The sequence below is a fragment of the Caulobacter sp. FV2ps19 genome (assembly GCF_058681035.1).
Window position 1 is genome coordinate 2,809,674 of record NZ_CM178729.1, and the last position, 16,222, is coordinate 2,825,895.

Sequence of the window (16,222 nt, forward strand, 5' to 3'; positions counted from 1 at the left end):
TGGTCGACCTGAAAGCCGCCATGCGAGGATGCAGTGAAGGCTTTGATCAAAAAACATGCACGTTGAGCTTGAAAATTCATCAGTGCGGATTTGGCGATCAAATGGCCTTGCTGTTCGCCGTTTCAGACCTAGGATCGCGCCCAACAAGCGTTTGAACGGGGGTGATTATGCGCGACGATACGCCGGTTTTGATTGGCGCAGGCCAGTTCACCTTTCGGGGTTCGGCCGAAAATTCGCCCTCTCCGCTGGAATTGCTGAAGATTGCGGCGGAACGCGCCCTCGGTGATGCAGGGCTATTGGGGGCGGTTCTTGCTGATCTCGACGCCCTCGCGGTAATCGCTTTCAGTATCGATGCGCCTGGGGGGCTTTCGAAGCTTCCGCTGCCGCGCTTGACCAATCCGCCCGCCAGCCTGGCCAGGGCCCTGGGCGCGACGCCCGCCTGGAGTGTTTATACCGAGACCGGCGGGAACAGCCCGCAGCAGGCCGTCAATATTGTCTGCGAGCGGATCGCGCGCGGCGAGAGCGAATTGGCGCTCGTGACAGGCGCTGAATTCCTCGGCTCACTCATGAAACGCCTCAAGGGCGGTCTGGGATTTGACGGCTGGGGCGACGACATCAGCGACGCGCCAGACCGTATCGGGGATCCACGCCCCGGTGTTACCCCTCAGGAAGCGGCGCACGGCCTTGGCTATCCGGTGAACACCTATCCGATGTTCGAGAACGCGTTGCGCGCCCGAGATGGTCGCTCGCTTGCGGATCATCAGGCCAGACTAGGGGCGCTGTTTTCGCCGTTCAGCAAGGTCGCCGCGGCCAATCCACACGCCTGGTTCCCCGTCGAACGATCGCCTGAGGAATTGGTTACGGTCACCGACCGCAATCGAATGGTCAGCTTCCCCTATCCGAAATATCTCAACGCGATCATGGAGGTGGACCAGTCGGCCGCAGTCTTGATCAGCAGCGTCCGCAAGGCCCGAGAGATGGGCGTACCTGAAGATCGCTGGGTCTTCCTGCACGGCTGCGCCGACGCCGCCGACCTTTGGTACCCACTGGAACGGCAGAACTATCACTCCAGCCCGGCCATTCGACTGACCGGCGAACGCGCCCTGCAGATGGCGGGGATCGAGCTGGCGGATATTGATGTGATCGATCTCTATTCCTGCTTTCCGTCGGCGGTCGAGGTCGCGGCCGAGGAACTGGGCCTGGCGCTGGATGATCCGCGCGGTCTGACCGTGACGGGCGGCCTGCCTTATTTCGGCGGTCCAGGGAACAACTACGCTCTTCACTCTATCGCCGAGATGATGGCGCGCCTTCGGGCCCGGCCTGGGGCCTATGGACTTTGCACGGCCAACGGCTGGTTCCTGACCAAGCAGTCGACCGGGGTCTATTCCACGACACCCGTCGCGGGAGCGTGGGTTCGCGAAGCGCCCTCGAAAATCCAGGGCAAGATTGACGCCTTGCCGCATCCTGAGATCGTCGAGCGCCCCGATGGGTCTGCGGTAATCGAGACCTACACGGTCGTTCACGCCCGAGAGGGCGTGCGAATGGGCATCGTGATCGGGCGAGATGCGATGGGTCGCCGCTTCGTCGCCAATACGCCTGAGGATCCCGAAATCCTGCTGGACCTGGAAGCGCGGGAAGGGGTTGGCAGGACCGGAACCGTGGGGCCTCACCCCGATGGCGTTCGCAACCTCTTCATTCCGGACTGACGTCATGGCCCCTGTCTACGTCATACGTCACGGTCGCCCTGCTTCGACCTGGGGAGGCGCGGAGGATGACCCGGGTCTCGACGAAGCCGGGCATGAGCAGGCCCGCGAAGCCATGAAACACCTCATAGCCTTGCCGGAAGGGGAGCGTCCCCGCCGCGTTGTGTCATCGCCGCTGCGCCGATGTCGCGAGACGGCCGCGCCGATGGCGCACGCCCTGGGCGTGGAAGTCGTGATCGATCCTCGGGTCGGAGAAATCCCGACTCCCGTCGCCATGCCGGCGACGCAGCGTCCTGACTGGCTCCGCACGGCTTTTGGGGGTGACTGGAAGGATATTGTTGGCGATCTCGACTATCAGGCCTGGGCCAATGGTGTCGCTGCAGCCCTGGCCGAGTATCCTGATGCGGCTGTCTTCAGTCACTTCGTGGCCCTCAACGCCGCCGTCAGCGTGGGGACAGGCGAGGCGAGGGTGGCGGCCTTCCGTCCAGATCATTGCTCGATCACGACGTTCGAGATTCGCGATGGCCGCTTGATCCTCAAGGAGAAAGGACGCGAAGCTCAGAGCCAGGTGCTCTGAAGGAGTCTTTGTGTCTCACGAGATCATGACCGTCGCTGAAATGACTGCGGCGGATCGCGCGGCTGTGGAACGTGGCGTGCCGATCTCCACACTGATGGAGCGGGCCGGCCTCGCTGTGGCAGAGGCCGTAAGGGCGCGCTTTTCACGGCGCTCCGTGGTGATCTGGTGTGGGCCGGGCGACAATGGCGGCGACGGTTATGTCGCCGCCCGGCACCTGCGTCGCAAGGGCTGGTCCGTTCGGGTCGAGGCCTCGGGAGCGCCGTCAACGGACGCTGCGCGTAGCGCAGCCGCCCGTTGGAAGGGTGAGACCGCCAAGCTGTCGCCGGATCCGACCCATGCGGAACTCTATATAGACGCGTTGTTTGGCGCGGGATTGTCGCGCCCTCTTGAGGGCGATGTCGCCAAGCTGGCCCGTGCCTGCGAAGCGCTGGCCAGGCCGATCGTTGCGATTGACCTCCCAAGCGGCCTTTCGGGGGATACTGGCCTGGCGCTGGGAGGTATCGCCTTCAGGGCGGATCTCACCGTGACCTTCCATCGCCGCAAGCCGGCCCACGTCCTGATTGAGGGGCATGAAGCGTGCGGTGAGGTCGTCGTGAGTGATATTGGTCTCGGAACGACACCGCTGGCCTCCAGCCTCCACGAAAACATCCCTGAGCTTTGGGAGGCGCTTTTCCCTTGGCCAGCGACGGATGCCCACAAATACCGACGCGGACGCCTGAAGGTGGTCAGCGGCGACGCCTGGAGCACCGGCGCGGCGCGTTTGGCGGCGCGCGGGGGACTGCGGATCGGAGCCGGGGTGGTCAGTGTGCTGTCTCCCCCTAGCGCCTTGTCCGTGCACGCCGCCCATCTGGAGGCGATCATGCTGTCCTCGTTCGAGGGCGAAGCGGATCTGCAAGCGGCCGGGGAGGCGGCTGACGCCGTGGTCATCGGACCGGCCGCAGGCGTCGGAGACGCGACCATGCGGAACCTGTTCGCTCTGGCGCGCACCGGGGCGGCGCTAGTGGTCGATGCGGACGCCCTGACCAGCTTTCGTCATGATCCCGAAGCGCTGTTCTCGGCGCTCGATCGCGACGATGTGCTGACGCCTCATCCCGGTGAGTTCGAGCGGATATTCCCCGGTCTTCTCGCCCGTGCGCCCGAGCGAATCTCGGCGACCCGAGAGGCGGCCAGGCAGGCTGGGGCGGTTGTGCTCCTGAAAGGTCCCGATACGGTGGTGGCGGCGCCCGATGGCAGAGCGGCCGTGTCGCTCAACGGATCGCCCTGGCTGGCGACGGCGGGATCTGGCGACGTGCTGGCCGGTTTCATCGGGGGCCTGATCGCCCAGGGCATGGAAAGTTTCGAGGCCGCCTGCGCGGGAGTCTGGATCCACGCTGCGTGCGGCGGCGCTCATGGTCCGGGTCTGATTTCGGAGGATCTTCCAGATCTCGCGCCCGGTGTGCTCGGGCGGCTTTATGCCCGCCGTCAGGGGCGAGCGCGCGCCGGGCTTGCGCCCGATCATTGAAATCCGTAAGGGCTGGCGCCACGCGGATGTGGCGAAACTGGTAGACGCACCAGATTTAGGTTCTGGCGCCGAGAGGCGTGGAGGTTCGAGTCCTCTCATCCGCACCAAATTTCTTGACCGTTCCCGCCCCTTTGGCGGCGGGAACGACTTTTGCCGCTGGCGCTCTTGGATGGTCACGCACGTCGTGACATAAGGGCGCTCTTTCGCCGCCCCGGCCTCGCGGGCGGCGTCGATGTATTGGACCCCAGGGCGGACCCCCGACGCGCGCGTCGCAGATCCGAGAATTTAAGAATGTCGATGCAAATCGTTGAAAAGTCGGGCGAAGGCCTCAGCCGCGTTTATGGAGTGACCGTGCCGGCCGCCGAGCTGGCCACGCGTCTCGAAGCCCGGATCGCGGAAGTCGCGCCGCAGATGAACGTCAAGGGCTTCCGCCCTGGCAAGGTTCCTGCCGCGCACGTCCGCCGCCTGTATGGCAAGGCGCTTATGGGTGAAGTCGTCGAGCAGGCGCTCAACGAAACCACTCAAAAGGTGCTGGATGACAACAAGCTGCGCCCTGCGGGCCAGCCTGATCTGAAGCCCTCTTCGGACATGGACAAGGTCATCGCCGGCGGCGAAGACCTCGCGTTCGACCTGTCGGTCGAAGTGATGCCCGACTTCGAACCGATCGACCCGACCAGCATCGCCCTGACCAAGCCGGTCTACAAGGTGTCTGAGGCCGAGGTCGACGAAGCCCTGGCCGAGCTCGCCAAGCAAGCTCGCACCTATGAGCCCCGCAAGGGCAAGAGCTTGAAGGCGAAGGACGGCGATCAGCTTCTGATCGACTTTGTCGGCGCCGTGGACGGCGTCGAGTTCGCCGGCGGCAAGGCCGAGGGCGCGGAACTGGTCCTGGGTTCGGGTCAATTCATCCCGGGCTTTGAAGAGCAACTGGTCGGCGCCAAGCCTGACGATGAAATCACCGTGAAGGTCACCTTCCCGGAAGACTATCAGGCCAAGGATCTGGCCGGTAAGGCCGCCGAGTTCGCCACCACCGTCAAGGAAGTGCGTGCGCCGGTCGATGCGGAAGCCGATGACGAACTGGCCAAGCGCCTGGGCCTGTCGGATCTCGCCGCCCTGAAGGACCTGCTGAAGTCGAACCTGTCGGGCCGCTACGACAATTCGTCGCGTTTCAAGCTGAAGCGCGCCCTGCTGGACGTTCTGGACACCCAGCATGACTTCGCCCTGCCGCCGCGCATGGTCGAGGCCGAGTTCGCCGGCATCTGGCAACAGGTTCAGGCTGACAAGAGCCAGGGCGGCCTGCCGCCTGAAGACGCCGACAAGACCGAAGACCAGTTGAAGGACGAGTACCGCAAGATCGCCGAGCGCCGCGTGCGTCTGGGCCTGGTGCTGGCCGAGATCGGTCGCAAGAACGACGTCGTCGTCACCGAGCAGGAACTGACGGACGCCATCATGCGCGAAGCTCGCCAATACGGCGCGCAAGCCCAGCAGGTGTTCGACATGTACCGCCAGCGCGCCGACCTTCAGGCGGCCCTGCGCGCCCCGATCTACGAAGACAAGGTCGTCGACCTGATCTTCGGCAAGGCCAAGATCGAGGAAAAGGAAGTCTCCAAGGACGAGCTCCTGGAAGAAGACGACCTGCCGGAAGGCTACGGCGGCTAAAGCCGGCCACACGGAACGAGACAGGGCGCGGCTCGCAAGGGTCGCGCCCTTTTCTTTTGCGTCGACTGTCGGTCGGCCTCCTTGCAACCTGTTAATCGCCACGCGATATGCGTTGGCGACGCCGCGCGAGGTCTGATTCGCGTGGCCCCAAAACGCGAAAAAGGGCGAACCCTATGTACGATCCGGTCTCTACGGCGATGAACCTCGTGCCGATGGTGGTCGAACAGACCAGCCGCGGCGAGCGCGCGTTCGACATTTTCTCTCGCCTGCTGAAGGAGCGGATCATCTTTCTGACCGGACCCGTCGAAGACGGCATGGCCAGCCTGATCTGCGCTCAACTGCTCTTCCTGGAGTCCGAGAACCCCAAGAAGGAAATCGCCATGTACATCAACTCGCCGGGCGGCGTGGTGACGGCGGGTCTGGCGATCTATGACACCATGCAATACATCAAGTGCCCGGTGTCGACCGTGTGCATGGGCATGGCCGCTTCGATGGGTAGCTTGCTGCTCGCCGCCGGCGCTGCGGGTCAGCGCATCTCGCTGCCGAACTCGCGCATCATGGTTCACCAGCCGTCGGGTGGTTTCCGCGGTCAGGCCTCGGACATCGAGCGCCACGCCGAGGACATCATCAAGACCAAGCGCCGGCTGAACGAAATCTACGTCAAGCATTGCGGCCGCACCTATGAAGAGGTCGAGCGCACCCTCGATCGCGACCACTTCATGAGCGCCGAGGAAGCCAAGGCTTGGGGGCTGATCGACCACATCAACGAGACCCGCGACGAGACGGACGCCAAGGCCTAGGCCTCAGCGATCTCGATGGACCGATGAAGCCGCCGCCCGAAAGGTCGGCGGCTTTTTCGTGCGGTGAGTTCAGGCCGGTCTGCCGCGAAACACGCGATAGCCACGCTCATCGGCGATAGCCAGCATCTCTATGTCGCCGGAGGTGTCGCCATAGGCGGCCGTCAGGCGGACATCCTCGCCAAAGGCCGCCTTCAGGCGCACGACCTTCTCCTTGGCTCGGCAATTGGGTCCTGCCAGAGCGCCCAGGGCTCGTTCCTCCTGGTCGAACGCCAGCTGGGTGCCGATCAGCAGGTCGGCGCCAAGGCCCCGCGCGAACGGCGCGACGGTTATTTCGGGTGAGGCGGTGACGATAACCATCTTCGCACCCTTCGCCCGCCAGCGCCGCCAGACAGCCAGGGCGTCGGGGCGAAACAGGGAAGGGGCGTGCAATTCGGCGAAGGTGCGCGCATCAGCCTCGATCTGGGCCTGGCTCACGCCCTTCAGAAATTCACGGACGGCGGCGGCCTTGAGCTTGCCGCGGTTGCGGTTGAAGCCATAGGCGGTGAGGGCCGGAGACAGTCGGATAAGGCCTGCGGTCCAGCGGCGCGGACCGGCGCGCCACTTCAGGAAGGCGTTGAAGCTGTCGCGGACCGTCAGGGTGCCATCAAAATCAAAGGCCACGAGCGCGGGCCCGTCTGTCATATCGCCGGTCATTGGCGTCGAGGCCGTTAGGCCCTTGGCCATCAGTGAACGCTTCGCCATATGTCCCCGCGCGTCGGTAGCGCGCCCTGCTGCGTGAGCGCGTGTTCGATCACGATTCCCATTCCGCTTCTAAAGCCTTCCGCGGCCGCGAAAAGGCCAAACAGGCGAACGGGTTGCGCCAACGCCCTAGAGCCCCATTTTAGGGAGGAAAACCGTGACCCCGAACGGCTCATTTGCTTGCTAGATGCTCGAAAAGGGCGGCAAGGCTTGTGAACCTCGTCCGGATCGGGGAATGTCAAGGATTAGACAACTCCCGGCATGTAAGCTGTCCCTTCGGCGGCGGCGTGTAAGCCAGGAGCAGGCGTTCACGGCAGTAGCCGTCGCCGCCATAGCGTGAGAAGCGACCATGACGAAAGCCGCGAGCGGCGATACCAAGAGCACCCTGTATTGTTCTTTCTGCGGAAAGAGCCAGCATGAGGTGCGTAAGCTCATCGCGGGACCGACGGTGTTCATCTGCGATGAATGCGTCGAGCTCTGCATGGATATCATCCGCGAAGAGCACAAGATCGCCTTCGTGAAGTCCAAGGACGGTGTTCCGACCCCGCGGGAGATCTGCGAGGTTCTGGACGATTACGTAATCGGCCAAGGTCACGCCAAGAAGGTGCTCGCTGTAGCGGTTCACAACCACTACAAGCGCCTGAACCACGCGTCGAAGAACAACGACGTCGAACTGGCCAAATCCAACATCCTGCTGGTCGGTCCGACCGGCACCGGCAAGACGCTTCTGGCCCAGACCCTGGCCCGAATCATCGACGTGCCTTTCACGATGGCGGACGCCACCACCCTGACCGAAGCCGGCTATGTGGGTGAAGACGTCGAAAATATCGTCCTGAAGCTGCTGCAAGCCGCCGACTACAATGTCGAGCGTGCCCAACGCGGCATCGTCTATATCGACGAAATCGACAAGATCAGCCGCAAGTCCGACAATCCCTCGATCACGCGCGACGTTTCGGGTGAGGGCGTCCAGCAGGCTCTGCTGAAGATCATGGAAGGCACGGTCGCCTCCGTGCCGCCGCAAGGCGGGCGCAAGCATCCGCAGCAGGAGTTCCTGCAGGTCGACACCACCAACATCCTGTTCATCTGTGGCGGGGCGTTCGCGGGGCTGGAGCGCATCATCTCGGCGCGCGGCCAGGGCAAGTCGATCGGTTTCGGCGCCAAGGTCGCCGATCCGGAAGAGCGTCGCACGGGCGAGATCCTGCGCAACGTCGAGCCGGACGACCTGCAGCGTTTCGGCCTGATCCCGGAATTCATCGGCCGTCTGCCGGTGGTGGCGACCCTGGAAGACCTCGACGAGGTCGCCCTGGTCAAGATCCTCACCGAACCGAAGAACGCCTTCGTCAAGCAGTACCAGCGCCTGTTTGAGATGGAGAACATCGGCCTGACCTTCACTGAAGACGCGCTGCACGGCGTGGCGACCAAGGCCATCGCGCGCAAGACCGGCGCGCGCGGCCTGAGGTCGATCATGGAAGGCATCCTGCTGGAGACCATGTTCGAACTGCCCAACTACGAGGGCGTCGAGGAAGTGGTGGTCAATGCCGAGGTCGTCGAAGGCCGGGCTCAGCCTTTGCTGATCTATTCGGAAAAGAAGGGCGGCGCCGCGTCGGCCTGACGCGGATTTCCGTCCTGGTGATCAAGGCGCGCTCCTGCGGGGCGCGCCTTTTTCATGTTTGGAGCCCTGCCGATTGAATTTTCGCCGACAGGAGAACGTTGAAGCGCTGACCCTTCCGAATTGCCGCTTTCGGTAGAGAGTCAATTCTTGAAACGAAATTGCGCAAACCGAGATTTTGAGGGCATATCCCCTTCAGCTTGGCCACTTATGCGCGACCTCTCGACGCTGTTAGGCGACTCGGCTTGAACGCCGTTGCGAAACGTCCACATAAATAGAGACATTCCGTCCAGTTTCGGACGGACGGGCCGATGGACTCAGGCGCATCGTCTGAGCAACGGCGGCCCGCATGGCCGAGCGCGGACGCCGCGACGGCCGGGAGTAAAGAGCATCATGTCCGAACTTCGTACGCTTCCAGTCTTGCCGCTGCGGGATATCGTTGTTTTCCCGCACATGGTCGTCCCACTTTTCGTAGGCCGCGATAAATCCGTCCGCGCCCTCGAAGAGGTGATGCGCGGCGACAAGCAGATCCTGCTGGTGACCCAGAAGAACTCCGCCGACGATGATCCGGCGCCGGGCGACATCTATGATGTCGGCGTTCTGGCCACCGTGCTGCAACTGCTCAAGCTGCCCGACGGCACCGTCAAGGTGCTGGTCGAAGGCAAGGCGCGCGCCGCCGTCGTCCGCTTCACCGACCAGGAGGCCTTCTACGAGGCCCAGATCGGCGAGGTCAGCGAGGACGAGGGTATCGGTCCCGAGGCCGAAGCCCTGTCGCGGGCCGTGGTCGAGCAGTTCGAGAACTACGTCAAACTCAACAAGAAGGTGCCGCCCGAAGCCCTGGCCTCGATCCCGCAGATCGCGGAGCCGGGCAAGCTGGCCGACAGCATCGCCGCCCACCTGTCGGTGAAGATCGGCGACAAGCAGAACCTGCTGGAAATCTTCGACATCGTGAAGCGCCTGGAAAAGGTCTTCGCGCTGATGGAAGGCGAGATCAGCGTCCTGCAGGTCGAGAAGAAGATCCGCTCGCGCGTGAAGCGCCAGATGGAGAAGACCCAGCGCGAATATTATCTGAATGAGCAGATGAAGGCCATTCAGCGCGAGCTGGGCGATCCTGACGATCAGCGCGATGAACTGATCGATCTGGAAAAGCGCATCAAGAAGACCAAGCTGTCCAAGGAAGCCCGCACCAAGGCCGAAGGCGAGCTGAAGAAGCTGCGCAATATGAGCCCGATGTCGGCCGAGAGCACCGTCGTGCGCAACTATCTCGACTGGATGCTGTCCATCCCGTGGGGAAAGGCCAAGACCAAGAAGATCGACCTGAATGAAGCCGAGGCGGTTCTCGAAGAGGACCACTATGGCCTTGAGAAGGTCAAGGAACGCATCCTGGAGTACCTCGCCGTCCAGGCGCGGACCAATTCCCTCAAGGGCCCGATCCTGTGCCTGGTCGGTCCTCCCGGCGTCGGCAAGACCTCACTGGGCAAGTCGTTGGCCAAGGCCACGGGCCGTGAGTTCGTGCGCATGAGCCTGGGCGGCGTGCGCGACGAAGCCGAGATCCGTGGTCACCGCCGCACCTATATCGGCTCGATGCCCGGCAAGGTCATCCAGTCGATGAAGAAGGCCAAGACCACCAACGCCTTCATCCTGCTCGACGAAATCGACAAGATGGGCAGCGACTATCGCGGCGATCCGGCTTCGGCGCTGCTGGAGGTTCTCGATCCTTCGCAGAACTCGGCCTTCGGCGATCACTATCTGGAGGTCGACTATGACCTGTCCCAGGTGATGTTTGTCACCACGGCCAATAGCCTCAACATGCCCCAGCCCCTGCTGGATCGCATGGAGATCATTCGCATCGCCGGCTACACCGAGGATGAGAAGCTCGAGATCGCCAAGCGTCACGTTCTGCCCAAGCTGATGAAGGACCATGGCCTCAAGGAGACCGAGTTCGTGGTCCCCGAAAAGGCGATCCGCGATCTGATCCGCTACTACACCCGGGAAGCCGGCGTGCGGTCGCTGGAACGGGAACTGGGCAAGCTGGCCCGCAAGGCCGTTCGCGACCTGGGCCGGGAGAAGATCACGTCGATCACGATCGATGATGAGCGCCTGGCCAAATATGCCGGCGTTCAGCGGTTCCGCTATGGCGAGACCGATGAAGTCGATCAGGTCGGGATTGTCACCGGCCTGGCCTGGACAGAATACGGCGGCGAGATCCTGACGATCGAGGCGGTCAAGATGCCCGGCAAGGGCCGCATGACCGTTACCGGCAATCTGAAGGACGTGATGAAGGAGTCGATCTCGGCGGCCCAATCCTATGTCCGGTCGCGGGCCCTGAATTTCGGCGTCAAGCCGCCGATCTTCGAAAAGACCGATGTCCACATCCACGTGCCGGACGGCGCGACGCCCAAGGACGGTCCGTCCGCCGGCGCCGCGATGGCCGTGGCCATGGTTTCGGTTCTGACCGGCATCCCGATCCGCAAGGACATCGCCATGACCGGCGAGATCACCCTGCGGGGTCGGGTGACGGCCATCGGCGGGCTCAAGGAAAAGCTGCTGGCGGCCCTGCGCTCGGGCGTGAAAACGGTGCTGATCCCTCAGGAGAACGAGAAAGATCTGGCCGATGTCCCGCAGTCGGTGAAGGACGGCTTGGAGATCATTCCGGTCTCGACGGTGGACGAGGTGCTCAAGCATGCGCTCACCGGGCCTCTGACGCCGATCGAGTGGAACGAGGCCGACGAGCCGATTGCTGCGACTGCGAAGGGCGACGAGGGCGATGCGGACGCCGTTCTGACCCACTAGGAGTATATTATCGTCGATAAGTTGGGCGGCGCAGGAGACTCCTGCGCCGCCTTCATTTGACGGGGCATTTTCCGCCGCCATAATCCTCTCCAAGCGAAGTGGCGTCGGCTTTTGAGAAACGCCGCCGCATTTTGGCTGGGAGAAAAACATGACCACAAAAGCCGAACTCGTTACGGCGATCGCCGACAAGGCGGGCATCAATAAAAATCAGGCCAAGGACGCTCTGGAAGCCTTTATCGAATCCGTCACCGACTCTCTGAAGTCGGGACAGGACGTGCGCCTTGTGGGCTTTGGCACATTCAAGGCTGTGGCGCGCGCCGCCGGCACAGCCCGCAACCCGCGGACCGGCGAAAGCGTGAACCGTCCGGCGTCAAAGACAGCCCGTTTCCAGGTTGGCGAAGGCCTGAAGACTTCGCTCAACAGCTGATCGAAGTCCAAAAAACAGGAGGGTGGCGTGTGACGGTGCGCGCCGCCCTTTTTTGTTTTCGCGCTTTGCACCAACGGCGGTGACGGCTAGAAGGCCGACTCGACTTTGGGGGCGGTTAGCTCAGCGGTAGAGCGTCTCGTTTACACCGAGAGGGTCGGGGGTTCGATCCCCTCACCGCCCACCAAGCGTTTGCGTCGACAGCCCCCTAAACCGGGGCGACCGCGCCGACGAGCTGTTCCAATTCCATCGCAGCCGATCGCTTGATTTGGTCTTCGCGGATCGCTTTCCCAAGCGTGATCGCGGACTGGCGGTAGCCGGCATTTTCGATCAGTTCAGAGATTGCGGCGGCGATCGCCTCAACGCTGGCGTCGGGCGCGAGGCGCAGGCCGGCGCCGCGATCCGTTACGCGGGCGGCGTTGTCGTTCTGATCGCGGCCCATGGGAAGACAAAGCAGGGGAACGCCCGCCATCAGGGGCCGTAGCGTCGAACCGTGACCAGCATGGGTGACGAACACGGCGGTCTGCCCCAGCAGGGCCTCATGCGGCGCGCTGCGCACCACTGTGACGTTGTCCGGAGCCGGGAACTCGGCCGGATCAAGGGTTGGGCCGGTGGTCACCAGGCCGCGGACGCCAAGGCCGCCAAGAGCCGCGATGACGGTGTTCAGCACAGCTTCCTGAGCCTGGTAGAGACTTGAGAACGAGACGAGCACCAGCGGCGCGTCCCCGGCGGGCGCTTCCGCAGGTTCGACCCAGGTCGGATCAGCCAGATAGGGACCGGCATAGGAAAAGGGCGCGGGCAGGGTGGTGGGCGCGAAGTCGAAGGCGCGGCTCGTGCCAATGAGGATCAGGCGCGCCGCGTCGAGTTGAGCGAAAAGATCATCCAACGCGGGCAGCCCAAGCTCCATCCGGGCCGCATTCAGGGCCGGCAGGCCGACCTGGAACAACCCCCGGCTCATCTGCGTGACCATCGCGTGCATCGCCTGGTCTTCATCAGAAGCTGCAGGGGGCATTCCCGCTCCGAAGGGCGGAACGCCAGGAAGGGTCGGGAGCGACCAGATATTGGCGCTGAACAGCGCCAGCGGAATATTCCGCGCCTCAGCCGCCGCCATGACCCCCAAGAGCAATTCCTGGCTGATCACAGCGTCCGGCCTGAAAACATCGATCTGTGCAAGGGTGTCGCGGGCATAGGCGAGGGCGGGGCCGGCCATGACCCGGTCAATCAGCCGCTGGATCACCTCAAGGGGATTGTCAGCCTCGTGATCCTTCAGCCGGTCATCCTCACGCTGCTTGCCCGTCTGACTAGGCGCGGTTGTCCAGGTCTGGAGCGGCAGGCCCAGGGCCGCCGCGTCCGCAGCATTGCAGGCGTCGCTGACAATACGGACGTCATGGCCGCGATCCTTCAGATCGCGCGCGACGAGCAGCAAGGGCTGAACGTGTCCGCCGCCTTCCCAGGTCGTGAAGAGATACCGCGCCATTTGATCCTCGATTGTCTGCAGGGGCGGGCTTACGCGGTTCGCCCTGATCTTGCCAATTCCGCAGCGCCATATCGTCATGCAGGCGTCGCGACCCACGCCTCACCGGATGATCGTGGTGCTGAATTGCCTAGCGTTAACGCTCATGTTGAAATGGACCTGCCGAAGCCGCGCAAGCCCGGACTTTCAGCTTGAAGGCGTGTCTCCGCAAAGGGAACTCCAGTTGTCGCGAAAGCTTTATCGTTCAGAGGCCGAATAGCGCGGTTAATGTGATGAGGATTCGGAGTGACGGATTTTAGATCGGCGCGATCGCTCGGCTTCCAAGGCTTCGCGCAAGGCGACACGGCGCTGGCGGACGACAGTGTCCGACTGGTCGACACCACGATGCTCTACGCACCGCGTAGTGGCGGCGTGCGCCGCTACCTCAATTGCAAGCGGGCGTGGCTCGCCGAAAATCGTCCTAGCGTGCACCATACCCTGGTCGTGCCAGGCGCACGCGATGCGCATGATGGGCGAGGGCGGGTGTCGATCTACGCCGCGCCATTGCCCTTCGGCGACGGCTATCGCTGGCCTGTCGTCAAGCAGGCCTGGATGGAGCGCCTGATCCGTCAGCGGCCCAGTATCATCGAAGCGGGTGATCCTTACACGCCGGGCCTTGCAGCGCTGCGCGCCGGCGACGCCCTGGGCGTTCCCGTGGTCGGCTTTTGCCATACCGATCTTGGCGCTCTGGCTGCCCTGCATATCGGTGAATGGGCCGAGAAACCGGTCCAAAGACGCTGGGCGGCGATCTACAGCCAGTTTGATCAGGCCGTGGCGCCGAGCCGATTCATCGCAGGCCGCCTTATCGAGGCGGGCGTCTCCAACGCCATCGGCCTGCCCCTCGGCGTCGATGTGAACGTCTTCAATCCGGGCCGCGGTGATCCGGCCGGATTGCGCGCCTCGCTGGGCCTGACCGCGCGTCACCGCATTCTGGTCTTTGCCGGTCGGCCCGCCCGGGAAAAGCGACTGGATGTGCTGGTTGAGGCCGTCGAGCGCCTCGGTGATCCCTATGTTTTGCTGCTGGTCGGAGCTGGCAATGGTGCGCCGGTCAGTGATCGGGTGATTTCCATGGACTATCAGCGCGATCCGGAGGCGCTGGCCGCCATCCTGGCGGGTTGCGACGCCTTTGTTCATGCCAACGACAATGAACCCTTCGGCCTCGTGGTCCTGGAGGCGATGGCCTGTGGCCTGCCGGTGATCGGGATCGCGTCCGGCGGGGTGGCCGAGTCAGTCGACGCCTCGGTCGGCGAACTCGCCGCTGCGTCGGAGGCCGGAGCCTTGGCCGAGGCCATTGAGTCGGTGTTCGCACGCGGCGCATCTGATCTGGGCCTTGCGGCCCGACAGCGGGCCGTGGAGCGGCACGGCTGGGACACGGTCTTCCAGACCCTGTGCCAGATCTATGGCGGGCTGACAGGTGCGGCGGGCTTCACGAGCGACCTCCTGGGCGTCGAAGGGCCGTTGCGCCACTGACTAGGCGGCGAGTTCCAACCTGCCCCTGACATTGGCGAGAATCTCGTAGCTGTGAACGCGGGCGGCGTGGTCATGGATCTGCGACGCCGCCATCAGCTCGTCAGCGCCGGTCAGGGCCAGGACCGACTCGATCTTGGCCTGAACGGCGCCCGGCGAGCCTATGGCCGAATAGCGGAAGGTATGGTCGAGGCCTGCGAGCTCAGCTTCTGACGCGATCTGGGTGATGTCATCCACCGGCGGCGGCAGCAATCCCGGCTGACCACGACGCAGGGCCAGGAACTGCTGTTGTGTGGAAGACGACAGACGCTTGGCTTCTTCATCGGTGTCCGCTGCGCACACGCCGATGCAGACCATCACATAGGGCGCGGACAGGGAGTCGGACGGCTTGAAATGGCGGCGATACAGCGTGATGGCGTCCATCAGCTGGTCGGGGGCGAAATGGGCGGCGAAGGCGAAGGGCAGCCCGAGGGCCGCCGCGAGCTGAGCGCTGTAGGTGCTTGAGCCCAGCAGCCATAGCGGTACGTCCTGGCCCTCGCCGGGAACGGCGCGAACGGACTGCTCCGGCGTGGCGGGCTGGAACCAGGCCTGCAGCTCGACCACGTCCTGAGCAAACGAATCAACAGAGCCCATGTAGCGGCGAAGCGCCCTCATGGTGGCCTGATCGGTGCCCGGCGCGCGCCCCAAACCCAGATCGATTCGGCCCGGATAGAGCGCGGCCAGCGTCCCGAACGCTTCGGCGACCATCAGCGGTGCATGATTTGGCAGCATGATCCCGCCCGAGCCGACCCGAATCGTCGAGGTGCCGCCCGCCACATGGCCGATCGCCACGGCCGTCGCGGCGCTGGCGATTCCCGGCATGTTGTGGTGTTCGGCCAGCCAGTAGCGATGAAAGCCGAGCTGTTCGGCATGCCTAGCGAGATCCAGGCTGTTGCGGAGCGCGTCGCTGACCGTGGAGCCGAGAGGGACAGGTGCGAGATCGAGAACGGAAAACCGGGGTGCGGACACTGTGTGCATCGCCGCTACATCGTGTCGCAGCGCCCTAACCTCAAGGCTTGGGCGGGCAATGAGGCGCTATAACCCCAGTATGTGGCTCAGCGACTTGAATTCTGGGGGAAAGCGCCGGACGGTGGCGCGAATGACGGGACTTGAACCCGCGACCTCCGGCGTGACAGGCCGGCGCTCTAACCAACTGAGCTACATCCGCGTCGAGCGCCAGGGCGCGACAATCGTCCGTATTCGCGTGCAAGGAGGGAAGCAGAACCACCAAAAGAAAGTGGCGCGAATGACGGGACTTGAACCCGCGACCTCCGGCGTGACAGGCCGGCGCTCTAACCAACTGAGCTACATCCGCATTAGGCCTTCGCCGAAGCGAAAGTGCGACCCGCCCTTCGGCGAGGCGCGTCTGATATGTCGGGCGCGGACTCGTGTCAACGTCCAT

Annotated in this window: 12 protein-coding genes and 4 tRNA genes; 11 read left to right on the forward strand and 5 right to left on the reverse strand. The window is 63.7% G+C overall.

What is annotated here, in order from left to right; translation table 11 throughout:
- Window positions 1–167 precede the first annotated feature (167 nt).
- The 6 genes from ACW18B_RS13335 to ACW18B_RS13360 all read left to right on the forward strand — a co-directional run bounded on the left by ACW18B_RS13335 (window position 168) and on the right by ACW18B_RS13360 (window position 6,237).
- Window positions 168–1,706, forward strand: coding sequence for an acetyl-CoA acetyltransferase (locus ACW18B_RS13335; protein WP_492047524.1), 1,539 nt, complete (start codon window positions 168–170; stop codon window positions 1,704–1,706).
- A gap of 4 nt (window positions 1,707–1,710) precedes the next feature.
- On the forward strand, window positions 1,711–2,280 hold the full coding sequence (locus tag ACW18B_RS13340) for a histidine phosphatase family protein (RefSeq protein ID WP_492051713.1): 570 nt from the start codon (window positions 1,711–1,713) through the stop codon (window positions 2,278–2,280).
- A 10-nt stretch (window positions 2,281–2,290) separates the two neighbouring features.
- Window positions 2,291–3,781 (forward strand): NAD(P)H-hydrate dehydratase, encoded by a 1,491-nt coding sequence (locus tag ACW18B_RS13345; protein ID WP_492047525.1) that lies wholly within the window; start codon window positions 2,291–2,293, stop codon window positions 3,779–3,781.
- Between the two features lie 22 nt (window positions 3,782–3,803).
- Window positions 3,804–3,888: transfer RNA gene (locus tag ACW18B_RS13350), tRNA-Leu, on the forward strand.
- Window positions 3,889–4,078: 190 nt separating this feature from the next.
- Window positions 4,079–5,437 (forward strand): trigger factor, encoded by a 1,359-nt coding sequence (tig, locus tag ACW18B_RS13355; protein ID WP_492051715.1) that lies wholly within the window; start codon window positions 4,079–4,081, stop codon window positions 5,435–5,437.
- 173 nt (window positions 5,438–5,610) lie between these two features.
- The gene (locus tag ACW18B_RS13360) at window positions 5,611–6,237 is read left to right on the forward strand and encodes an ATP-dependent Clp protease proteolytic subunit (protein ID WP_492047526.1); all 627 of its coding nucleotides are present in this window, start codon (window positions 5,611–5,613) and stop codon (window positions 6,235–6,237) included.
- Between the two features lie 69 nt (window positions 6,238–6,306).
- On the opposite strand, the gene ACW18B_RS13365 is transcribed toward ACW18B_RS13360, so the two are convergent.
- Complete coding sequence (locus ACW18B_RS13365) at window positions 6,307–6,978, reverse strand: HAD-IB family hydrolase (protein ID WP_492047527.1); 672 nt, start codon at window positions 6,976–6,978, stop codon at window positions 6,307–6,309.
- Window positions 6,979–7,324: 346 nt separating this feature from the next.
- On the opposite strand from ACW18B_RS13365, the gene clpX reads away from it, so the two are divergent.
- The 4 genes from clpX (at window position 7,325) to ACW18B_RS13385 (ending at window position 11,988) form a co-directional block, all read left to right on the forward strand.
- Window positions 7,325–8,587 carry an ATP-dependent Clp protease ATP-binding subunit ClpX gene (gene clpX, locus ACW18B_RS13370; protein WP_492047528.1) on the forward strand — a complete coding sequence of 421 codons (1,263 nt, stop codon included), beginning with the start codon at window positions 7,325–7,327 and terminating at the stop codon, window positions 8,585–8,587.
- Window positions 8,588–8,977: 390 nt separating this feature from the next.
- Window positions 8,978–11,377 (forward strand): endopeptidase La, encoded by a 2,400-nt coding sequence (lon, locus tag ACW18B_RS13375; protein WP_492047529.1) that lies wholly within the window; start codon window positions 8,978–8,980, stop codon window positions 11,375–11,377.
- 148 nt (window positions 11,378–11,525) lie between these two features.
- A complete protein-coding gene (locus ACW18B_RS13380) occupies window positions 11,526–11,804 on the forward strand; it encodes an HU family DNA-binding protein (protein ID WP_492047530.1) in 279 nt (92 codons plus the stop codon).
- A 109-nt stretch (window positions 11,805–11,913) separates the two neighbouring features.
- Window positions 11,914–11,988 (forward strand) — tRNA-Val (locus ACW18B_RS13385).
- Between the two features lie 21 nt (window positions 11,989–12,009).
- Here ACW18B_RS13385 and ACW18B_RS13390 read toward each other — a convergent pair.
- Window positions 12,010–13,374, reverse strand: a complete 1,365-nt coding sequence (locus ACW18B_RS13390; RefSeq protein ID WP_492047531.1) for a glycosyltransferase — start codon at window positions 13,372–13,374, stop codon at window positions 12,010–12,012.
- Between the two features lie 186 nt (window positions 13,375–13,560).
- On the opposite strand from ACW18B_RS13390, the gene ACW18B_RS13395 reads away from it, so the two are divergent.
- A complete protein-coding gene (locus ACW18B_RS13395) occupies window positions 13,561–14,784 on the forward strand; it encodes a glycosyltransferase family 4 protein (RefSeq protein ID WP_492047532.1) in 1,224 nt (407 codons plus the stop codon).
- Here the strand turns inward: ACW18B_RS13395 and ACW18B_RS13400 are convergent, their stop codons facing one another.
- From ACW18B_RS13400 to ACW18B_RS13410, 3 genes are all read right to left on the reverse strand, one after another.
- Window positions 14,785–15,798, reverse strand: a complete 1,014-nt coding sequence (locus ACW18B_RS13400) for an LLM class flavin-dependent oxidoreductase (RefSeq protein WP_492047533.1) — start codon at window positions 15,796–15,798, stop codon at window positions 14,785–14,787.
- A gap of 113 nt (window positions 15,799–15,911) precedes the next feature.
- Window positions 15,912–15,988: transfer RNA gene (locus ACW18B_RS13405), tRNA-Asp, on the reverse strand.
- Between the two features lie 70 nt (window positions 15,989–16,058).
- Window positions 16,059–16,135, reverse strand: a tRNA-Asp gene (locus ACW18B_RS13410).
- Window positions 16,136–16,222: the final 87 nt, after the last annotated feature.